General features: G+C 63.2%; 14 protein-coding genes. 8 read left to right on the top strand and 6 right to left on the bottom strand.

Annotated elements, in window-relative coordinates; genetic code table 11:
- Window positions 1–49: 49 nt before the first annotated feature.
- Window positions 50–1,096 carry an L-glyceraldehyde 3-phosphate reductase gene (mgrA, locus tag O7B34_RS25705; protein WP_337148664.1) on the top strand — a complete coding sequence of 349 codons (1,047 nt, stop codon included), beginning with the start codon at window positions 50–52 and terminating at the stop codon, window positions 1,094–1,096.
- 72 nt (window positions 1,097–1,168) lie between these two features.
- Here the strand turns inward: mgrA and O7B34_RS25700 are convergent, their stop codons facing one another.
- Window positions 1,169–2,266, bottom strand: coding sequence for a S1 family serine peptidase (locus O7B34_RS25700; RefSeq protein WP_337148662.1), 1,098 nt, complete (start codon window positions 2,264–2,266; stop codon window positions 1,169–1,171).
- 399 nt (window positions 2,267–2,665) lie between these two features.
- Between O7B34_RS25700 and O7B34_RS25695 the strand changes: the two genes are divergently transcribed.
- The gene (locus O7B34_RS25695) at window positions 2,666–3,754 is read left to right on the top strand and encodes a trypsin-like serine peptidase (RefSeq protein ID WP_337148660.1); all 1,089 of its coding nucleotides are present in this window, start codon (window positions 2,666–2,668) and stop codon (window positions 3,752–3,754) included.
- 146 nt (window positions 3,755–3,900) lie between these two features.
- Here the strand turns inward: O7B34_RS25695 and O7B34_RS25690 are convergent, their stop codons facing one another.
- The 3 genes from O7B34_RS25690 to O7B34_RS25680 all read right to left on the bottom strand — a co-directional run bounded on the left by O7B34_RS25690 (window position 3,901) and on the right by O7B34_RS25680 (window position 7,302).
- The gene (locus O7B34_RS25690) at window positions 3,901–4,608 is read right to left on the bottom strand and encodes a DUF4760 domain-containing protein (protein WP_337148658.1); all 708 of its coding nucleotides are present in this window, start codon (window positions 4,606–4,608) and stop codon (window positions 3,901–3,903) included.
- Window positions 4,605–4,985, bottom strand: coding sequence for a hypothetical protein (locus tag O7B34_RS25685; RefSeq protein ID WP_337148657.1), 381 nt, complete (start codon window positions 4,983–4,985; stop codon window positions 4,605–4,607). The genes O7B34_RS25690 and O7B34_RS25685 overlap by 4 nt, the downstream gene beginning before the upstream one ends.
- Window positions 4,986–5,100: 115 nt before the next feature.
- On the bottom strand, window positions 5,101–7,302 hold the full coding sequence (locus O7B34_RS25680) for a caspase family protein (RefSeq protein WP_337148656.1): 2,202 nt from the start codon (window positions 7,300–7,302) through the stop codon (window positions 5,101–5,103).
- A gap of 245 nt (window positions 7,303–7,547) precedes the next feature.
- Here O7B34_RS25680 and O7B34_RS25675 point away from each other — a divergent pair, with 245 nt between their 5' ends.
- Window positions 7,548–7,952 (top strand): Fur family transcriptional regulator, encoded by a 405-nt coding sequence (locus O7B34_RS25675; protein ID WP_027143071.1) that lies wholly within the window; start codon window positions 7,548–7,550, stop codon window positions 7,950–7,952.
- 244 nt (window positions 7,953–8,196) lie between these two features.
- Here the strand turns inward: O7B34_RS25675 and polA are convergent, their stop codons facing one another.
- Window positions 8,197–11,154 (bottom strand): DNA polymerase I, encoded by a 2,958-nt coding sequence (gene polA, locus O7B34_RS25670; RefSeq protein ID WP_337148739.1) that lies wholly within the window; start codon window positions 11,152–11,154, stop codon window positions 8,197–8,199.
- Window positions 11,155–11,522: 368 nt separating this feature from the next.
- On the opposite strand from polA, the gene O7B34_RS25665 reads away from it, so the two are divergent.
- The 5 genes from O7B34_RS25665 (at window position 11,523) to O7B34_RS25645 (ending at window position 17,034) form a co-directional block, all read left to right on the top strand.
- Complete coding sequence (locus tag O7B34_RS25665; protein ID WP_442921002.1) at window positions 11,523–12,977, top strand: M20/M25/M40 family metallo-hydrolase; 1,455 nt, start codon at window positions 11,523–11,525, stop codon at window positions 12,975–12,977.
- A 149-nt stretch (window positions 12,978–13,126) separates the two neighbouring features.
- The gene (locus O7B34_RS25660; RefSeq protein WP_337148652.1) at window positions 13,127–13,747 is read left to right on the top strand and encodes a ribonuclease D; all 621 of its coding nucleotides are present in this window, start codon (window positions 13,127–13,129) and stop codon (window positions 13,745–13,747) included.
- 41 nt (window positions 13,748–13,788) lie between these two features.
- Complete coding sequence (locus O7B34_RS25655; RefSeq protein ID WP_140770679.1) at window positions 13,789–13,992, top strand: hypothetical protein; 204 nt, start codon at window positions 13,789–13,791, stop codon at window positions 13,990–13,992.
- A 343-nt stretch (window positions 13,993–14,335) separates the two neighbouring features.
- The gene (locus O7B34_RS25650; RefSeq protein ID WP_337148650.1) at window positions 14,336–14,545 is read left to right on the top strand and encodes a hypothetical protein; all 210 of its coding nucleotides are present in this window, start codon (window positions 14,336–14,338) and stop codon (window positions 14,543–14,545) included.
- A gap of 215 nt (window positions 14,546–14,760) precedes the next feature.
- Window positions 14,761–17,034, top strand: a complete 2,274-nt coding sequence (locus tag O7B34_RS25645; RefSeq protein ID WP_337148649.1) for a transglycosylase domain-containing protein — start codon at window positions 14,761–14,763, stop codon at window positions 17,032–17,034.
- Here the strand turns inward: O7B34_RS25645 and O7B34_RS25640 are convergent.
- Window positions 17,031–17,396 carry a nuclear transport factor 2 family protein gene (locus O7B34_RS25640; protein ID WP_337148646.1) on the bottom strand — a complete coding sequence of 122 codons (366 nt, stop codon included), beginning with the start codon at window positions 17,394–17,396 and terminating at the stop codon, window positions 17,031–17,033. The two genes, O7B34_RS25645 and O7B34_RS25640, sit on opposite strands and share 4 nt — an antisense overlap.
- Between the last annotated feature and the right edge of the window lie 144 nt (window positions 17,397–17,540).

The following is a 17,540-nucleotide window of genomic DNA, read 5'->3' as shown; positions in this document are numbered from 1 at the left end:
TCGCCTCTGCGATGACGGCGCCCTGTCCGTTCAGATTCGAGGATTTCCCATGCCCTATGTCGCCGCTGAGAACCGCTACGAAAAAATGATCTACAACCGTTGCGGTCGGTCCGGCCTCAAGCTGCCGGCGATCTCGCTCGGGCTGTGGCACAATTTCGGCGACGACACGCCGCATCGGACCAAGCAGGCGATTGTGCGCAAGGCCTTCGACCTCGGCATCACCCATTTCGACTTGGCCAACAATTATGGGCCGCCGCCCGGCTCGGCCGAGACAGCTTTCGGCGAGATCCTGCGCACCGATTTTTCCGCCTATCGCGACGAACTGATCATCTCGACCAAGGCCGGCTATGAAATGTGGGCGGGTCCCTACGGTGAATGGGGCGGGCGCAAATACATGCTGGCCAGTCTCGACCAGAGCCTGAAGCGGATGGGCCTCGACTATGTCGACATCTTCTATTCGCACCGCTTCGATCCCGACACGCCGCTCGAAGAAACCATGGGCGCTCTCGACCATGCGGTGCGTTCGGGCAAGGCGCTCTATGCCGGCATCTCGTCCTACAATTCGCAGCGCACCCGCGAGGCCGCCGACATATTGAGGCAATTGGGCACGCCCTGCGTCATCCACCAGCCGAGCTATTCGATGTTGAACCGTTGGGTCGAGGAAGACGGCCTTCTCGATACGCTCGAAGGGCTCGGCGTCGGCTCCATCGTGTTCTCGCCGCTGGCGCAAGGCATGTTGACCGATAAATATCTCGGCGGCATTCCCGATGGCAGCCGGGCGTCCCAAGGCAAGTCGCTGAAGACAGCCTTCATCAACGACCGCACCATCGCCAACATCAAGGCGCTCAACGCGATCGCCGGCAAGCGCGGCCAGACGCTGGCGCAGATGGCGCTGGCCTGGGTGCTGCGCAGGGGCCGGGTTACTTCGGCGCTGATCGGCGCCAGCCGGCCCGAGCAGGTCGAGGACTGCGTCGGCGCGCTCAAGGTGCTCGATTTCAGCGATGCCGAACTGGCCGAGATCGATACGTACGCGCGCGAGTCCGACATCAATCTGTGGGCGGCCTCCGCCGAGCGCAAAGGTCCGCCGAGGAAATAGTCCGCCTCGCAAGCCGGCAGACAAAACGGCGGGAATTCCCGCCGTTTTGTCTGGCAATCCTAAGCGGTCGCGTCAGGGCGACTTTGGCTTCTGGGCGGTGCCGAGCCCGGCCTTGGGCTTTTCGGGTGCTGGGGCCTGTGTCTTCATCCTGGCCTCGATCCAGCCGGTGTAGTTGGCCAGCCGCGTGTAGATGCCATAGGCGTCCTTGTGGCCGCAGGCAGCGCTGCCATCAGCCGGGCCTTCGCCCCAACTGACGATGCCGACCTGGACGGGGCCGCCGGCGCCGGTCATGAACAGCGGTCCGCCGCTGTCGCCATTGCAGGCGTCACGCACACCGCTGGTGGTGCCGGCGCAGATCATGTTGCCGGTCAGTGGGTCCGTCATGTCGGCGGCAATCGCATCGGCCGCGGCATCGATGCCCTTTTCCGAATAGCGCATGCGGTGCGACAGGTCTCCGAGAGCGGCTTTCAGATCATGCGCATAGATGGCCTTGATGCCGCTGTTGCAGGCCCCGTTCGGCTGCAGGTCGAGATCGGCTACCATCAGCGTGGTCGGGAAGGTGCCGTCCTGCATCTTGCCCCAGCCGGTTACGGTCGTCTTGCCGGTGTCGGGCGTCGCCTCATGGGCAAGCTTGATGGTCGGCGCATCGGCCGGGTCGGCGAGCCGGAGCAGGCCGAGATCGTTGTCGAGCGTCTGTTCGCTGTAGCCCTCATTGACAATGACTTCGACAACCTTGTGGCGCTTGCCTTCGCTGAGATCCATGGCGCCGGTCAGCACGGTGACGGAATCGGGCGAGATCGGCTCACCATTGTCGTTGAGGCAGTGCGCCGCCGTCAGCACCCATTGCGGCGCGATCAGGCTGCCGCCGCAGAATTGCGCGTTGGCCTGAGAGGCCGGGTTCTCGTCCAGCCTGGCGGTGGTGAGGAGGGCGACCTGGAAAGGATAGGCGCCCTTTTCAGCCTGATTGCCGCCATAGACGCGGTCGGTGCCGTCGGGATTCTCGGCCGCTGCCTTGGCCCTGGCATCGGTCACCCGCTGCATCGGCGAAACCGCGGCCTCCGGCCTGACGGCGCCCTCGTCCGCCTGGCCGGTGTTGATGAATGCAACGGCAGTGGCGATGCCAAGCAGCGATGCGGCAACGACTTGCCCGAACCGATTTGTGATGTGCACCTGAACCCCTCCTGAGACAATTCTCCCGCGCGGATCGACGCCGGCATTGTGCAAAGACGGTGGCCGCCGGTTCGGCGATCCGGACACGCGCCGTATCGAACGGCGCGCGATCGGTCACAAAACCGAATCCCACTTTTGCTAACCATGCCCGCGAGCAGTACTCGCGCAAACTCTATAGCCCCCCACGTGCTACGTGGAAGCGATTTATCATTGCCAATCTTGGATTATTTTAGGCAGTATGTCGTGGCAGGGTCTTTGGCGGGGGCTTTAGATTGACCGAGGCAAACAACGATCCGGTGCGTTCGCCGATAGCCTTTGCCGATTTTCAGCACCACCACGATCTCGACAATATTTCTGTATCTTGATCCAGGCCTTGCTGACTTTTGGGAGAGTCTCACCATGACAAAACTGACAAAATTCATGATTGCGTCCGCATTGCTTTCCACCGCAATGTTGGCAGCCCCTGCTTTCGCCGCCGATCCTGGCTCCGCCAGTGCCGGCAATGGTGAAAGCATGCGGGACGTGACTTCGGGCGACTACAAGCCCGGGCGGGCCAAGCCGATCGCGCCGCCGACGCTGACCGACGAAGACAGCCGCGCCGCGCCGATCACCGACGAGAAAACGGCTGTCAAATCCTATGGCATCGTCGGACGTTCCGCCGATGGCAAGGAAATCAAGATCGAACCGAGCGAAGCGCTGCGCGAGATCATCATCAAGGAACTGAATGCGCCGGCCAATGGCGCCGAGGGTGGTCCGCGCAAGACCGAGGATCCAGGGCTTGGCGAAGGCGAAGCCGGACGCCAGGTTTTCGGCACCGACGATCGCGAGCAGGTCAAGAACACCAAGACCTATCCGTTCTCGGCAATCGGCTATCTCGAAGCCAAGTCGAAGACCGGCTATGGCAGCTGCTCGGCAACGCTGATCGGCCCGCGCACGGTGCTTACCGCGGCGCACTGCCTCTACAGCCACGAGGACAAGGACTGGCTCTCCGACTACCTGTTCGTGCCGGGCCTCAATGGCGGCACGGCGGACGACGCCCCATTCGGCGCCTTCACCTATGAAAGCGCCTATGTGCTGCAGGGCTTCATCGACAACTACCAAGGCTATTACGGCTCGGTCATCCCGTGGGATCTCGGCATCATCACGCTGAAACAGGATGTCGGCACCAACCTGGGCTGGCTGGGCTATGCCAACTATGACGATCTCGGCGACTTCACCGCCAATCTCGTCGGCTACCCCGGCGACAAGCCGATGGGCACGATGTGGAAGGCGAACTGCGAAGTGAAAGCCGAAAACATCGCTCCGGAATATTTCCAGTATGACTGCGATACGTTCCCGGGGTCGAGCGGCAGCTCGGTCTATGCCTACGATAACAACTCCAAGCAGCGCATCATCACCGGCGTCAACGTGGCGGAAAGCCCCGACGCGAACACCGCCGTGCGCCTGAACGCCGCCAACATCCAGTGGATCAACAGCCTCTATAAATAATCCGGCTGTTTTCACGACAAGCAAGAAAGCGGCGGGATGTTCCCGCCGCTTTTTTCATGCTGACGCTTCCTGCGTGCTTCTTTTGCAGGAGGCGAGCCAAAGGCAGCCACGCATAAGGCGGAAGCTCACCCTGACCTTTGTCATCGTTACTTGGCTTCAGCCGACGGTTGCCGACTGCGCACATAAGCCTCGATCGCCGTGGCGAAGGTGGGCGAGCCGGCCTTGCGCTGCTTGTCGACATAGCCGGCAAAATAGCTCCAGAAAGAAACGGCATAATCGCGGAAATAGGCGTCGGTCACCTTGCGCGAACACAGGTCGCCGTCGACGCAGAAGGACAGCCGGTTGAGGAAATAGACGATGCGGTCGAAATTCTCGCTGAAGTCGGCGAGCGGCATGTCGCCGCCGGATGCGCTCATCGCCTCGATACCGATACGTTGCCGGAACACTTGCTCCTCGGTCGGCGAAGGGTTGGCGCCGAGCAGATTGTCGTATTTGGCGTTGAGCGTGGCGAGACGGTCTTTCAGCGCCCGCTGCGCCTGCTGGTAGTCCTTGGTCTCCCACAGCTCGACCAGCGACATGGTCTGCTCGACGCGCTTCTGCTCCTGGTTGGCCAGGAACTGATAGACCGAGAATGCCAAGGTGAAGATGATGGCGAAACGCACCAGCATGCCAGACCAGGCATAGACCAGCATGCGCCAGTCGCGGTCGGTGAAGGGGTTGCTTTCCTTCTTGATCTCATGGCTGCTCGGCCACGGGAAGCCTTCGGTGGTTTCCGGCAGCGTCTGCGTGGCAGCCGGCGCCTTTGCCGGCACCGCAGGTGCCGTTTGCCTTGTCGTGCCCGCAGGCTTCTTCATTTGCAGCCGTCCAGTTCGATGATGGCGGAGGGATCGAGCACGATGCCGGGCGCTTCAAGCTGCTTCTTCAGGCACGCCAGCTGCGGGCGCGAAACAATGAACTGCACGTCCGGCTCCGCCGGCGCCTTGGTCGGCGACGGCAAGGCCTCGACGATGCCGCGCGAGGCGCAGCCTGAGAGATCGACGACGATCGCGTCGCTTTTGGCTTTGGCGATCTGGTCGTACTGGTCGAGAAAGCAGGTCGCCAGTTCCGAATTGATGACCACCTGCTTGGCGCAGAGGCCGCAGGCGTCCTGCGCTGACGCGTCGGCGACCAGCAGCAGGCTGGCGGCGATGCCGCCAACCGTGGCACTCCAGGAAAATACGCTATAGCTCACGAACCACCCCATCCCATTCCGTCCGGCCGTGTCGTCTCCCGACGCGGCGGCCAAAGTTTTTCACCCATCGTGCCGGCAGTGCAAGGCCCGGCAATGAACACCCGCGCCTGGATTCTCAGGCGCGCGGCACCGTCTCCATCGGGAAAATCATCACCGCTCCCTTCGGGCCGCTTTTGTCGGCAAGCCGCATCACCGATCGGGTCGACGGCGCCATGCCGATATCGGCGAGCATGTCGGAGAAGCTGGCGGGGCCTATTCCGCGTGTCATCGACGCGACACCGTCCTGCGCCAGGAAGCTCAGATCCTCCTTTTCGCTTCCCGGCGGCGCCTCGGTCAGCACCGCGATCATCCGCTCCATTCCGAAGCTGGTGTCGGTGAAGGCAAGCAAGCCTTCCTTGAGCATGGCCCGCGGCGCCAGCCGCTCGGCAACGATGTGGGTGATCGAATAGTCGCTGCCGACATAGAGCACATTGATGTCGACCAGCTGGTCCGAGCTGTTCTTGGCCAGCACATGCACCTCGTCGCCAGGCGAAACGCGCGGCACCACCGAGGCCCGCAGCGGCTCCAGCCCGTCCTTGTCACGGCGCTTGACCTGGAATTGTACGTCCTCGTCCTCGGGCTTGTAGTCGGAGGCCGCCGCCAGCCTGGAAAGCCCGGTGGCGCGGAAGATGGTACGCAAATTCCTGGCCGTCGCATCGACGAGCTTCTGTCGGTCGTCGGGGTGGATGATGATCAGCGGTGGCCTGCCGCCATCCCTCAGGGTCACGTCGCCCGAGGCCGGCAGGAACCATAGGGCCGGCTTGTCGGTTGCGTTCTTGTCAGCGCTGGCAATGGCATTCTCGCGCATCACCGCGAAGCGCAGCTCGGCGCTCTTGCCTGGATCGACCAGTTCGATGGTGAAGCCGGTCTCCCTGGCCGCGGACAGGCCGTCGAGAACCGAATTGACGAGTGCTGTTTCGGTCTCCAATCCCTTGGTCGCGGCCGGCCGTGCGACGGCAAGCTTGTAGTCGACGGCGATCTCCGCCACGCGGGCATAGGCATTGGCGGGAATATCGGCCATCTCGAGCGCGGGCTTCTTGTCGAACTCGACCGGCTTGACGCGGCTCTCCAGGTTCTTCGCCGATTCCACTTCGAGATAGCCGACCGCGTCGGACAGCGACGACAGCGCCGACGGCAGGATGGCGAGCTTGCTGCCGGGGGTGAGACGATGCAGCAGGCCGGCGCCGATCGACGCCTCGCCGTTCTTGACGATAACGGGCCACTGCATGACCGCATCCGTCCTGTCGGTGCCGAACACGCGCGCGTCGAGTTCGCCTTCGAACAGCGGCGTCGGCCGGGTGCGGCTGTCGGCCGAATATTGCTGAAGTACGGCCTGGCCGAGCTGCCGATAGGTGACGTTGGGGTTTTCGGCGAGCTTCGACAGGATGGTGAAGGTGAACAGGCCGAAGCGCGGCGCATCGACCGTGCCCTTGGGCAGCGGCATCTCCGGTGTCGTCTCCACCGTCTGCGCGGCATAGAAGGCGACCAGTTTGCCCCTGGTGATCGGTTCGCCGCCAGTCGGCGTCAGGTTGAAGGCAGGTTTGCGCTGGCCATTCTCGTCAAGGCCGCGCGAGGTGCTCGCGACGGTGTCCTCATAGGTCTTGATAGCCGCCGCCCTGGCGGCCTCGTCGCCACCGACCAGGTCGGCGAACTCGACCTTGCGATCCAGCTCGTCGTCGACATCGACGGCGCGGGTCGCGGTGCCGGAATGGCAGCAGTCGAACACCGCCCAGACGAAGGCGCCCTTGTCGCGGATGGCATCGAGCGCGTCGCCGATCTCGTTGTCGACAAGCGCGTTCGGCACGCCGGCATCCCTGTTGATCCACCTCTCGATATCGACGGGCAGGAAAATCTCGTCGAGACCGTCGGTCTCGTCGCCCTTGACCCTCTCGGGCTGCTGGGCGCCGTGGCCGGACAGATGCAGGTAGACGAAGTCGTCACGCTGAACCTTGGCGGCGAGGTCGGCCAGTGCCGTCTTGATCGCCGCATGGGTCGGCAAGCCTTGGGCGCCGGGAACGTCCTTGGCCAGCAGCGTGACGTTTTCCGGCGCGAAACGCACCGGATCGGGCACGTTCTTCAGCAGGTATTCGTGCACCAGGCCGGCATCGTTCTTCGGCCCGATCAGCCAGTTTCTCTGCGGCAAGGCCGGATATTCGGTGCAGGCCACGAGCAGCGCATGGTAGGTGCGCGACGCGGCAAGTGCCCGGAACGAAACCGTGCCGGCGGCCATCAACGCGGACGCGCCGACAAGCAGCGTCCGGCGTGTCAATTTGATCATATTGCTCCCCAAGCCCCCGATCGAATTTCCCAAGCGAGACCATCCTCGTCGAGGATTTTGTCAGTATTTTGAATGTCGCTCCGTCATAAAGCCTGTCATCACCAATGTGCCGGCACGTCATCGATCGGCTCGGGACAGCAACAGAAGAGTAGCAAAGAAGGCCGTTCGTCGCTATCTGAATGGGATCAGGCCGTTTGCACGAGCAAACAGCCTATGGATGGCGCAGGGCAGGTTGGAACAGAACCATGGCGGCAAGGGATGTGCTGACGAAAAACCAGTTGTGCGTGCTCGAGAAACTCGAGACCGCCAGCGGGCCGCTCAGCGCCTACACCTTGCTCGACCAGCTGCGCGAGCGCGGTTTTCGCGCGCCGCTACAGGTCTATCGCGCGCTCGACACGCTGGTGAAGTCGGGCTTCGTGCACCGGCTGGAAAGCATCAACTCCTTCGTCGCCTGCGCCGAGCCGCATGACCACAGCCACTCGATGACCGCTTTCGCCATTTGCGACAGCTGCGGGCAGGTGACCGAAATGTCCGACCACGACGTCGACCACCGGCTGAACGAATGGGTCAACTCGACCGGCTTCGCCGCCAAGAAGGCGGTGATCGAATTTCGCGGGACGTGCGCGAAGTGTTTGGCGCAAGCGGCCTGAGGGCATTCGCCAGAGCGGTTCAGCGACTGATCGAATCGCCGAACGCTCTAACTCTTTGTTTTCACGCAATTTCCAAGGGAAAGCTCTAAGCGCTTTCCCGGGAAAACCGCTACACACTTTTCCTGAAATTGCTCTAAAGCATGTCGCGGCGAATAGGATTCGCCCGACCTGCTGTAAGCTTCTGATTTTATGCATGTCCTTATCCCGGAACCGAGGACACTTCCGGGCGACATGCATTAGCGCGTCAGTGCGCCTCGTCCCAATTGTTGGCGGCCCGCGCGTCGACATGCAGCGGCACCGACATCGATACCGCCGGCATCGCCGCGTTTTCCATGACATGGCGCACGACCGGGATCGTCGCCTCGACTTCCGCCTCGACCGTTTCGAAGATCAGTTCGTCATGCACCTGCAGGAGCATGCGGGCGGACAGCTTGGCCTTGTCCAAGGCTTCCTCCATGCGGATCATGGCGCGGCGGATGATGTCGGCGGCGGTGCCTTGCAGGCGGGCGTTGATCGAGGCGCGCTCGTTGAACGCCCGTAGCGACGGGTTCGACGACCTGATGTCGGGATAGTGGATGCGGCGGCCGAAGATTGTTTCGACAAAGCCGTGCTCGCGGGCATAGGCCTTGGTCTCCTCGATATAGTCGCGGATGCCGGGAAAGCGCTCGAAGTACTTCTTGATGTAGGCGCTCGCCTCCTCGCGCGGGATCGACAGCTGGTTGGCGAGGCCGAAAGCCGAGATGCCATAGATGATGCCGAAATTGATCGCCTTGGCACGGCGGCGCACTTCCGACGGCATGCCCTCCACGGGCACATTGAACATTTCAGACGCGGTGATGGCGTGGATGTCAGCGCCATCCGCAAAGGCCTGCCGCAGTTGCGGGATTTCGGCGACATGGGCGAGCACGCGCAGTTCGATCTGGCTGTAGTCGGCTGACACCAGCCGGTGGCTCTTGTCGGTGATGAAGGCGGTCCTGATCTTGCGCCCTTCAGCCGTGCGCACCGGAATGTTCTGCAGGTTCGGGTCGGAAGACGACAGACGGCCGGTCGTCGTCGCGGCCAGCGCGTAGGAGGTGTGGACGCGTTTGGTTTCGGGATTGACGAAGCCGGGCAGCGCGTCGGTGTAGGTCGATTTCAGCTTGGTCAGCTGGCGCCAGTCGACGATCTTGCGCGGCAGTTCGTGACCTTCGGCGGCAAGGTCTTCGAGCAGCTGCGCCGAGGTCGACCACTGGCCGGTCTTGGTCTTGGAGCCGCCGGGCAGGCCCATGCGGCCAAACAGGATATCACCGAGCTGCTTGGGCGAGCCGATGTTGATGCGCTCGCCGATGAGCAGGTAGATTTCCTCTTCGAGCCGGGCTGCACCTTGCGCCAGCTCGCCCGAAAGCCGCGACAGGATCTGCCGGTCGACCGAAATGCCGCGCTGTTCCATGCGCGCCAGCACCGGCACCAGCGGCCGCTCCAGGCGTTCATAGACCGAGACCATGCCCTTGGCGGCAAGGCGAGGCTTCAGCACCAGCCACAGCCGCAACGTCACGTCGGCGTCCTCGCCGGCGTGAGCCGTCGCCCTGTCGATGTCGACCTGATCGAAACCGACAGAGCTTTTGCCGGAACCGGTCACGTCCTTGAGCTGAAGGGGCCTATGGCCAAGCCATTTGTCGGCAAGGGCATCCATGCCGTGGCCGTGCGGAGTGCCGGCGTCGAGCACGTAGGAGATCAGCATGGTGTCGTCGAAGGGCGCGACATCGATGCCATAGCGGCTCATGATGACCAGGTCATACTTCAGGTTCTGCGCGATCTTCAGCACCGACCTGTCCTCAAGCAGCGGTTTCAGCACCGCCAGTGCCTCGCGAAGCGGTATCTGGTTTTCGAGCGCGCCGCCGCCGAGCAAGTCACCATTGCCGCTCTTGTGGGCGAAGGGAATGTAGCCGGCGCGGCCGGGCGCCGTGGCCATTGCCATGCCGATCAGTTCGGCCTGCATCGGATCGGTCGACGTCGCCCTGACGTCGAAGGCAGCGATACCGGCCTCCCGCGCCTCGGCGACCCAGGCTTTCAGCGTCGCGATATCGCGGATGCACTGATAGGCCGAGGTATCGATCTTGCGTGTCGCCGCGCCCTCCAGCCGCAATGCGGCCAGGAGGGAAGGGGTGTCACCCTGTTTCGGCCTCTCCGTCGTCTCGGCTTCAGCAGCCTGGGCAGGTTCGGAGCCCACCCCGTTTCGGGCAGCGGGCGGTGTTCCGGCACCGACGTCGGGGCCATGTGCGTTATCGGCGCGTTCGACGGTCACAGCGACGGCCTGGACGTCGCCGGCCTCGGTGCCGGTCGCTTCCGCGACGCGGCGGGTCAGCGAGATGAATTCCATGGTCTTGAGGAAGCCGATCAGCTTCGGCCCGTCGGGCGCATGCAGCACGAAATCGTCCAGCCCCTCGGCCACCGGCACGTCGTTCTTCAGCGTCACCAACTGGCGCGAGATGCGCGCCTTGTCGGCGTTGGCGATGATCGATTCCCGCCTTTTCTCCTGCTTGATCTCGCCGGCGCGGGCGAGCAATCCGTCGAGATCGCCGAACTGCTCGAGCAGTTGCGCCGCGGTCTTTGGCCCGATGCCGGGCACTCCAGGCACATTGTCGACGGAGTCGCCGGTCAGCGCCTGCAGGTCGATCATCTTTTCCGGCGGCACGCCCCATTTCTCGACGACTTCGGGGATGCCGATCTGGCGATCCTTCATCGGGTCGTACATGCCGACCGTGTCGCCAACCAGCTGCATCAGATCCTTGTCGGAGGAGATGATGGTGGTGTCGCCACCGGCCTCGCAGGCCAGCCGGCAGTAAGTGGCTATGAGATCGTCGGCCTCGAAGCCTTCCATCTCGACGCAAGGCAGGTTGAACGCCCTGGTTGCCTGGCGGATCAGGCCGAATTGCGGGATCAGATCCTCGGGCGGCGCCGAACGGTTCGCCTTGTATTCGGGATAGAGGTCGTTGCGGAAGGTTTTCGAGGAATAGTCGAAAATGACGGCAAAATGCGTTGGCACAATGCCCACATCGGTGTTGCGGGCGTCCTGCATCAGCTTCCACAGCATGTTGCAGAAGCCGGAAACGGCACCGACCGGCAGGCCGTCGGACTTGCGGGTCAGCGGCGGCAGTGCGTGATAGGCCCGGAAGATGTAGCCAGAGCCGTCAATGAGGAAGAGATGATCGCCTTTTTTCATGCCGGCAGGGATAGCGCGGCGCGATGGCTTGGTCCATGCCAAAGACATCGCCAGATATAGGTTCCGTCAACACCCTGACAGATCGGGACCCGCCAGATCGGGGTTATACAAGCCCGCTCACGGGCACGTTACAAAAGTGTAACGTTGATGCCCTTGAATCGCCACGTTCAGGGACCCAAATACAGTCCATCGGCAGTTTTCGCCGAAGTCCGGAGCAAGGCCCGTCCCCCGCCTATACCGGACAATTGCGGCAGCCTATCCCCCCTCTCCGGGCTGCCGCATCGTTTCGAGTAAAAGGCCGCCGTGGTTCCCCCTCCACCACGGCGGCATTTTTTTTGCCCGCGGCGACCGTCCCGGGCCGTGGTCCAATCGTCCCGGGCTTTTCGTTTCGCCGCTCTGCCTTTACGGTTCCGGCACTGAATCGAAAGGCTATGCAAATGTCCGCAGTTTCCCCTGTCCTCGACCGTCTAGACCAGAACCTCGACCAGAGCCTAGAACGGCTCTTCGGCCTGCTCGGGATCAAGTCGATCTCCACTGATCCAGCCTATGCCGCCGACTGCCGCAAGGCGGCGGAATGGCTGGTGGCGGAACTCAAGCTGATCGGCTTCGACGCCAGCGTGCGCGATACGCCCGGGCACCCAATGGTGGTTGCGCATCACGACGGGCCGGCGGGCGCGCCGCATGTGCTGTTCTACGGCCATTATGACGTGCAGCCGGTCGACCCGATCGAGCTGTGGGAAAACGATCCCTTCGCCCCGGCGATCAAGGAGGTTGCACCTGGTCACAAAATCATCACCGGGCGCGGCTCGGCCGACGATAAGGGTCAGCTGATGACTTTCGTCGAGGCATGCCGTGCCTGGAAACAGGTGCATGGTGGTCTGCCGTGCCGCGTCACCATCCTGTTCGAAGGCGAGGAGGAATCGGGGTCGCCCTCGCTGAAGCCGTTCCTCGAGGCCAATGCCGAGGAGCTCAAGGCCGACTTCGCGCTGGTCTGCGATACCAGCATGTGGGACCGCGACACGCCGTCGATCTGCGTCGGGCTGCGCGGTCTGGTCGGCGAGGAGATCACGGTTAAGGCCGCCGACCGCGACCTGCATTCGGGCCTCTATGGCGGCGCTGCCGCGAACCCGATCCGCATCCTGGCCAGGGTGCTGGCCGACATCCACGACAAGGACGGCCATATCACCATTCCGGGCTTCTATGACGGTGTCGAGGAAACGCCCTCGCAGGTGCTGAAATCATGGGAGACGCTGGGCGAGACGGCCGAGACCTTCCTCGGACCTGTCGGCCTGTCGATCCCGTCGGGCGAAAAAGGCCGATCGGTACTGGAACTGACCTGGGCGCGGCCCACCGCCGAGTTCAACGGCATCATCGGCGGCTATACCGGCAAGGGTTTCAAGACGGTGATCGCCGCGGAAGCCTCGGCAAAGGTGTCTTTCCGCCTCGTCCACAAGCAGGATCCGAGGAAAATCCGCGCGGCTTTCCAGAAATTCGTCCAGGAGCGCATCCCGGCCGATTGCTCGGTCGAATTCCACGCTCATGGCGGTTCACCGGCAATCCAGCTCTCCTACGACTCGCCGTTCCTGGCCAAGGCCAAGACCGCGCTTTCCGACGAATGGCCAAAGCCCGCGGTGACGACCGGCAGCGGCGGCTCCATTCCGGTGGTGGGCGACTTCCAGACCTATCTCGGCATGGAATCGCTGCTGGTCGGCTTCGGCCTCGACGACGACCGCATCCACTCGCCCAACGAGAAATACGAGCTCAGCTCCTTCCACAAGGGCCAGCGCTCCTGGGCGCGCATTCTGGACGCGCTGACACGGTAAGGTGGACAACCCTGGACGGCGGAAAATCAACTTTCTGTTGATTTTTCCGCCGATCACGGCGAGGACGGGTCGACAGCGCAATATGTTGGAGCGCGTGTGCGCTTCTTCGATGGATGCGCGACGCCGAAGGCCGCGACCCGGAGAAGACGATGAGCGATATCCGCTTTCATAAAAACGATCTGCCTGACCTCTCCCGCTACGATGTCGCGGCCGTGGCCATCGATACGGAAACGCTCGGCCTCAACCCCCACCGTGACCGGCTCTGCGTGGTGCAGATTTCGCCTGGCGACGGCAGTGCCGATGTCATCCAGATGGCGCCGGGGCAGAAGGAAGCACCGAACCTGGTCAAGCTGCTGGGAAACGACAGCGTGACCAAGCTATTCCACTACGGTCGCTTCGACCTCGCTGTGCTCTACCATGCGTTTGGCGTGATGGCCGAGCCGGTGTTCTGCACCAAGATCGCGTCGCGGCTGACGCGCACCTACACCGACCGGCACGGGCTGAAGGACATCTGTTTCGAGCTTCTCGGCGTCGGCCTGTCCAAGGCGCAGCAATCGTCGGATTGGGCGGCCGAAACGTTGTCGCCCGAGCAGCTCGAATACGCGGCCTCGGACGTGCTCTATCTGCATCGGTTGCGCGATGTGCTGGCCGGGCGGCTGGCGCGCGAGGGGCGCACGAAGGAGGCGGACGCCTGTTTCCGCTTTCTGCCGACGCGGGCCAAGCTTGACCTGATGGGCTGGGACGAAGAGGATATCTTCGCTCACAGCTGATGGCCCTCGTGGCGATCAACCCGCTGGAAGAAGGGGATGAGATGGCGGACAGAAAGCCGATATCGACCGCGCCGACCGACGGCTCCAAGGTCACCGTCACCTGGAAGGACAGCGACGGCGTCCTCAATGAATCCATCGCGCAATACCGCGACGACGGCTGGTGGGTCTACATCGACAGCCACACGCAAAAGAAGGTCGAGCCGACCAGCTGGCGGCCCGCCGCCGGCGACGACGACGACCAATGAGCGCGCCGCTGGCCGGGCGCTTTCGCATAGCCTGACGCCATTGAAATCGGGGCCGATTCGGAGCCTTCCGCTCCGTGCGCCTGCTCGAAGAATCAAGCGCGAGCGTCTCGTCGCCTTGCTACGGCAGGCTGGTGATCCCGACTAACCGGATGTGAAATTCGAGCGGATTATGAAAAGACCCGGGTTGGGCCGCCAGCCTGCATCCGCATCCTGGCGGCAAAGGCCTTCATACCCTTATTGATCACCCTGCGCGCTTCATCGGCTCGTGGGGTCCGGGTTTGCTCTGAATGGAACTCCAAGGCGAAATGAATGTTCCATAAGACAGGCGGAGGATGTTTCAGGCATGACAACGGCTTCTCTGCACTTGCTCAAGGGGGTGGGTTATCTGATTTCCACCGCCAGTGTCGTCCTGCTGGCCATAGTCAGTTGGTCGAGCGCTTCAGAAAGCCCGCTGCTGGTCGTCTGCCTGCTTGTCGGCGCCGCCGCGTCGGTCATCGGTATGTTCTGCCGGTGGCTGAGCTACGAGATAGAAAAACGCCAGAGCCACAAATGAGGGCTCGCCACGAGCGTTCGGACGCCGACGGTGCTTCGGGTACGCGGAGCCTGTCACATCCGTCGCGCTGCGCGACGCTGGCAATGGACAACAGATTAACAAATTCCTAACGGAATTCAGACGGTTGCCCGAACCTCTGCTTAACCCGCCCTTAAATCGCCGCATCTACTCTTCAACCCGAGCGCCATTGGCACCGGGGACATCAAGCGCAGCGCATGGCGAACCGCAGAGACAGTCGCATCGAGCCCAGCTTCGAGGGACCGCCACGGGCGAAATCCCAGACGGGTCTTTCGGTGAGCGAGGAGGACCGCGTCGTGCCGAGCAATCGCAAAGCCTCCGCCAAACGCAAATCATCGAAGGGGAAATCGTCGCGGGGGAGGCGCGGCGGGAGTGGTCGCGGCCTGTTCGGCGTGCTCGGCCGGCTGGTCTACTGGTGTTTCGTGCTCGCCATATGGGGCGGCATCGCGGTGGCGGGCGTCGTTATCTACTACGGCGCCAAGATGCCCGCAGCCACGACCTGGTCGATCCCCGACCGTGCGCCCAATATCAAGATCGTCTCGGCCGACGGGCAGCTGCTGGCCAATCGCGGCATGAGCGGCGGCGAAGCGGTCGGCCTGCACGAAATGTCGCCTTATATTCCCGAGGCGGTGATCGCCATCGAGGACCGCCGCTTCTATTCGCATTTCGGTGTCGATCCGATCGGCCTGTCGCGCGCCATGGTGACCAACCTCATCGGCGGGCACTTCTCGCAAGGTGGTTCGACGCTGACGCAGCAATTGGCCAAGAACCTTTTCCTGAAGCCCGACCGCACGCTGGAACGCAAGGTGCAGGAGGTGCTGCTGGCGCTGTGGCTGGAGCACAAGCACACCAAGGACCAGATCCTCGAAATGTACCTCAACCGGGTCTATTTCGGCTCCGGCGCCTATGGTGTCGAAGCGGCCTCGCGCCGTTATTTCGGCAAGAGCGCGCGCGATGTCACCTTGTCGGAAGCGGCACTCCTGGCTGGCCTGCTGAAGGCGCCGTCGCGGCTATCGCCGGCGCGTGATCCCAAGGCCGCCGAGGAGCGCTCGCAGCTGGTGCTCGCCGCCATGCGCGAGGAGGGCAAGATCAGCGAGAAAGAGCTGAAGACGGCGCTGAGCGCACCGGCAACACGCTCGCCATCCTACTGGACCGGCTCGGAAAATTACGTCGCCGACACCATCATGGAAGAACTGCCCGACCTGATCGGCGATGTGCGCGGCGATATCGTCATCGATTCTACCGTAGACCTGAACCTGCAGAAACTCGCCGAACAGTCGATCCGCCGGCTGATCGACGACAGCGGCAAGAAGCTCAACGTCACCCAGGGCGCGCTGGTGTCGATCGACGATTCCGGCGCGGTGCGCGCCATGGTCGGCGGCTATGACTATTCGACCAGCCAGTTCGACCGCGCCTCCGAGGCGCGCCGGCAGCCGGGCTCGGCGTTCAAGCCGTTCGTCTACATGGCTGCGCTCGAGGCCGGCCGCACGCCCGACAGCATCCGCAACGACGCACCGATCAAGATCGGCAACTGGACACCCGACAATTACGGCGGCAAGTACTTCGGCAAGGTCACCTTGGCGACGGCGCTGGCCAAGTCGCTCAACTCGGTTGCCGCGCAGTTGACCATGGAAGTCGGGCCGAACGCGGTGGTGGAAGCCGCGCACCGCATGGGCATCCAGTCCGACCTGCTGGCCAACACCTCGATCGCGCTCGGCACCTCGGAAGTGACCCCGCTGGAACTGACCTCGGCCTATGTGCCCTTCGCCAATGGCGGCTACAAGCCCGACATCCATTTCATCCGCCGCGTCACGACAGCCGACGGCAAGGTGCTCTATGACAGCGCTGGCGGCAACGCACCGCGCGTGATCAAGCCCGAGATCGTCGGCATGATGAATTCGATGATGACCGGGACGGTCGAGGTCGGCACCGCCAAGAAGGCGGCCTTCGCCTGGCCGTCGGCCGGCAAGACCGGCACCAGCCAGAATTCGCGCGACGCCTGGTTCGTCGGCTACACCGCCAATCTGACCACCGGCGTGTGGTTCGGCAATGATGACGGCACGGCTATGAAGAAGGTCACCGGCGGCGCGCTGCCGGCACAGGCCTGGCACGAATTCATGGTCGCCGCGCATGAGGGCGTGCCGGTGCGGCCACTGCCCGGCACCTGGAAGTCGACGCCGGCGGACACCATCGTGCCCGACGACATTCCCTCGGCCGACAACAACCAGCCGGCACCGATTCCGTCGGCTTCGGTTGGCCAGCAGGCGCCGGCCGCGCAGGCGGCGGCACCGCCGGCGCCGGCGCCCGTCCGTGCGGCGCGGCCTGCCCAGACCGTCGATGCCGATGGCTTCAACATGCCGGCGGATGGCGGCACCACGGCTTCGGTCGGGCACCCGGTGCCGCCAGGCAGCGTCGGCGGCCGGCTCAAGAAGCGGCAGACCTCGATCCTGGATATTCTTGGCGGCGGCTAGTTGGCTCGCGGCCTGGCACTGCCCAGTTTCTTGCTGTCAAAGGTCAGCTTGTCGCTGTGGATCTTTCCATCACTGACGATGAGATGCTTGGCGCAGGACAGCGCCCCCGACGACTTCGTCATCAGGTCGTACATCAACAGCGCCTGGTGGTCGTCGCCGAAGGCGGCGATCATGCGCACACCGGTCACATCCTCGGAGAGCTTCGTAAGCCCCTTCAAATAAGGATCCTTGCCGGTCGATTGCTGCATCGGCCCGTCGAAAACGACATCGTCGGCAACGTAGGACGCCGCTTTTTCGAGGTCGTGGCTCGTCCATGCCCTGGTGAAGGCGGTTGCAATGTCGATGGGAGCTGGCTGTGCCATGGCGTTCTCCTGATGGATTGGTGTGACCCCCCGATCGTGTGACTGTCGAAACCAACGGCAAGCCGGTGTTTCAGGTTCCTCATATCGGGCCTATGGTGACATTTCGGCCTCTCGCCACCCCGGCGGCGTTCGGCTACATGTCCA

The sequence above is a fragment of the Mesorhizobium sp. Cs1299R1N3 genome, assembly GCF_037179625.1.
Lineage (GTDB): Bacteria > Pseudomonadota > Alphaproteobacteria > Rhizobiales > Rhizobiaceae > Mesorhizobium > Mesorhizobium salmacidum.
Note: the sequence above shows the minus strand (reverse complement) of the source record. Positions and strands in the feature narration are given on the sequence as shown.